This window comes from Roseovarius tibetensis (assembly GCF_050896375.1).
In the GTDB taxonomy this organism is placed as follows: Bacteria; Pseudomonadota; Alphaproteobacteria; order Rhodobacterales; family Rhodobacteraceae; genus Roseovarius; species Roseovarius tibetensis.
Genome location: NZ_JBPBBB010000093.1, coordinates 1 through 4,077, shown reverse-complemented (window position 1 = coordinate 4,077; position 4,077 = coordinate 1). Strand labels below are relative to the sequence as shown.

General features: G+C 60.2%; 2 protein-coding genes. One reads left to right on the top strand and one right to left on the bottom strand.

The genetic code is table 11. The features are described from left to right. A partial coding sequence (locus tag ACROSR_RS20300; RefSeq protein WP_432687691.1) for a TnsB C-terminal domain-containing protein occupies window positions 1-1,936 on the top strand: 1,936 nt, incomplete at its 5' end. A 910-nt stretch (window positions 1,937-2,846) separates the two neighbouring features. On the opposite strand, the gene ACROSR_RS20295 is transcribed toward ACROSR_RS20300, so the two are convergent. After that, window positions 2,847-4,077 (bottom strand): hypothetical protein (locus tag ACROSR_RS20295; RefSeq protein WP_432687690.1); only part of this gene is annotated, 1,231 nt, incomplete at its 5' end.

Here is a 4,077-nt window from a genome sequence, read left to right as displayed (position 1 = left end):
AGATCAGACATGTCACCGCTCCGTTTTCGGTGCCGTGAACCACGCAGCGCACCTGAAATCAATGGGTCCAGAGCCTAAGTACCACGAATCCCTGGTGCGCGCGTTCCTCGAGATGGAAGCCGACGGCAAGGTCAAGCGCACGGAGGCCTCGGTGACTGCAGCCTTGCCCGAGATAAAATTTCGGGCCGGGAGGTTCCTGTCGATCCCGAGCGAAGGAGACGTGGGCGAGGCCGGAGGCAACAGGATGACCGTGCCCACCAAGATCAGTGCGGGCAGGCTGCTCAAGCGCGTTGCGGCCTTCAGCCGCGATGGCATGTCGGCCCTCTACGGTCGCAGCGCGAACGGGAGCCGCAGCCGCCGCATCGGGCCTGACGAACTCGCCCTCTTGTCGAAGACCGTCCGGAATTTCCTGACCATGGAAAAGCCTACGATTGCCCACATGGTCGAAGACGTACGCGACGCCTTCATCGCCGAGAACCGCCGCCGCAGCAGCCAGGAGGGTGAAAAACGGAAATCTCCTCTGGTCATGCCGTCGCGTGAAACCATCCGCCTCGCGGTCAGGAAACTTGATCCCTTCGAGATGGACATCGCCCGGTTCGGGCTGGACGAGGCACGCAAGCGCAACGCGCCTGTCGGGAAGGGCCTCGAACTGACCCGGCCCCTCGAACGGGTTGAGATGGACGAGTGGAAGGTCGATCTCATTGATCTTTTGGCGGAGAATGGCCTCTGGTCGATCTTGACCGACGAGGAAAAGGCCAGCCTCGGCTACAAGGAGGGAAAGAAACCCCGCTGGTTCCTGACCGCAGCCATCTGTACGACCACCCGGTGCTTTCTCGGCATCAAGCTCTCGAGGGCGCCGAGTGCGCACAGCGCGATACAGACCATCGACATGATCGTGCGCGACAAGGGTCTCCTGGCCGATGCCTTGGGCGCCCAATCCGCCTGGAACATGTCAGGCACGCCCGAACTCATCGTGACCGATTGTGGGTCCGCCTTCATCGATTTCGACACCCGTGCCGGGGCCACTGATCTCGGGATCCACATCGATGCCGGGCCAGCTGGAATGCCGGAGTTTCGGGCCCGGATCGAGCGCGTGTTCGGCACGATGTCGACAAAACTCATCGGTCGGTTCAGCGGGCGCACCTTCAGCAACACCATCCAGAAAGGCGACTATGACGCCGAAGCGCGCGCGGCTCTTTCTTCCGATGATCTGAGCGAGGCGCTGGTCCGCTGGATATTGGATGTCTACCACCGCACGCCTCATCCCGGTCTGAACGGCGAAACCCCGGCGAACTGCTGGAAAAGGCTGGTTGAAAAATATGGGGTCGCTCCGATGCCAGGCGTCAAGATGCGGCGCAAGGCACTTGGCACGCGGCTGAAATGCACCGTGACGAAGACGGGGATCACCGTGCTCGGGATCCGCTACCATTCAGAGGTCCTCGCCCGGTGGTTTATGCACAGCCCATCGCGGGAGGTGCGCGTCCGCTGGTATTCCGAGGATATCGGAGCCATTGCCGTGGAACTGGACGGCGACTGGATCGAGGTACCATCGGTGTTCAATCGTTACCAGGGCGAGCGCGCACAGACGTGGATCATGGCCGTCCACGAGATCCGCGCATCGGTCGCGGCGCAGAAGAAAGTCGACGAGGACGTCATCTTCAACGCGATGACCCGGATCAGGGAAATCAATAGCGATGCGATGGCGCGAAACGGATTGATGGTCGAGGACTACTCCGCAGAGCGCGTCGCCTCGCTCGAGAATGGCATGCTCATCGGGTTCGACGCGGATGAGACACCACGCGACGCAGAGCACCTGTCCTCCGATAACATGGGCCTCGAACTGCACATCTCGCAGTCCCGCAAGACGGGTGATGTGTCGGCCCGGAGCACACCGGACGATCCCATACCTGCCCCGGAGGCGGACGATGAACCCTGAACCCTCGACGAAAAGTAGGTCTACGGAACAGCTGATCGAGGACAAGGCCCCCGCAGTCGAACGCGACTGCGGGGGCCTTTCTTTTGCGGCAGCGAAGCCGTCGCCTCGCATTCGCATGCGGTGCGACGCGAGAAGACGACCCGATTTCCGAAACAGCCCCCGATGACATCGCTCTTCCGGGCGGGACTGAATTTCGCGAACAACGCGGACTTCGATCTGATTGGTCAGGTGCATGCGATGCCTATCCGTCGGAAAAAGGGATCATGCGATGACCTGACGGCCAAAGCGGCGCGCCCACGATGTCAGGGCGCCTACGGAGTTGTCGATCTGACATCCTTCGAAGAACATGCGGATTGCAGAAACATACAAGGCCGCAGGTGTTCCGGCGGCCTTTCTTGATCCATGGGCCAGATCATCATCGACCGCAGACCCGGCTGCCCCCGGCAACACCGCACGGAGATCATCCGGACAGCGCTTTTCCACGAAGCCGTCGAGAACTTTTTGCAGTTTTTATTTCCGTGGGCACCTTCCCGGACCCATGTTCCATTCAAGGCGTCAAAAGACGGTAGAAGCGGGGCGGGCAGGCAAATATAGCCACTCGGCGCGATTTACATCAATGGCCGCCCTTAACTTGTGAAATGGCCATTTTTTCCCGAAAATGGCCAAAACAAGATTGTCGGCATATGTCAATGCGGGTGTAGTTTTGCCAAACGGCGGGATTTCAAATAACAAAACTACACAAAAACAATATCTTGAAAATCCGACTCCGAAAATCGGCGGTATTCTTGCCACGCGAGCGGGCAAAGGCTTGCCACGAAAATACGGCCACAGTCTTGCCAGGACTTTACGAGACATAAAAAAAGGCCGCCCATTTGGGCGGCCTTATTCACGGGGAGTTTCGGTCTGCGGGTCAGAGATCAGCGCGCCTGTAGATCGCAGCCCCCAAACAGGTGCGTGGCTTGATCGGCTCGATGTTCTGGCCGCGCAGACGGCTGGCCATCGCCTTCGACGAGAGGCCACGCTCCCTTGCCAAGTCCGTAAGAGAGACATGATGCGCGGCGAAGCGCGCCACGGCATCCTCGGAAAACCGGTAACGGATCGTGCCACGGGCATTGGGGATCTCGATCGCCGGCAAAACGGGATTACCATCCGGATCACGTGTTTCACGCAGATGGGACACGCCGAACTTCAAGATGCCCAGCCGCTTTGCCACTTCGGCTGCGGACAGGCCGCGGGCGTCATCGACCTCTTCTGCGGCACGCCGGACCTCTTGTGGATCGACGAGGACGGAGCGGAACTTCAGGTCCTCGGACACGATCTCAATCCGCGACAAGCGTCCGTCGAGCAGGAGTTGCACGATATCGGCGACGGTCTCGCGCGCGATCTCGGACGCCGCAATCGTGTCCATCATGCCCGCGCTCGGTATTTCAACAGGCTGCCCGGTCGCCCGAAGCCGACACAGAAAGGCGTCGAGGTCCGCGGTGGCGACTTGCAAGAGCGTGCGACCTGATCGTTGGCCATCCTGGATAAGCTTCGGGATGATGCCCTCGCGAACCAACATCTCGGCCTGCGTCCGGTTGCAGTTGATGTAAGCGGGGATCTTTGTGACCGGGATCGTGTTAAGAAGGCGATGTGCGAACGCTTCACTCTTTTCCGCATCAAAACTCGCCCATTCGCCAACCTTCTTTGCATCACTCCCGGCGAGAAATCCCGCCGACGACAATACGTGCTTGAGGGTATTGAAGTGCAGCCCTGTTGCCCTTGACAGGCTGACGAGCGAATGACGGCGGCGCTTTTCGACCTCTTGCCCGAAGAGCCTCGTGCCGGCGGCGACTGGCACCGTGTCGAGAATATGTGCGCGCAGGACGTCGCGGATCGGCCCCGGATCGCTCTTCGACTTGTTGAACTGCAACCATTGATAAAGGCGCCCGTAGAGGGCCTGCGGCCCGCCGGTCTTGTGGTCGCGCATCGAGTTTGACGCAACCTTTTCGAAAGCGCACCGGATACCGTCTTCCCCGGCACGTGCTGCTTCGAACCCAGTGTTCCCGGCGTCGTCCCACTGCGCGGTCGTGTCGCGAAGTTGGTTGAAATTTGAATGTGGCGTAATCTCCGGGTGACTCGAAACCACCCAATCCGGCGGC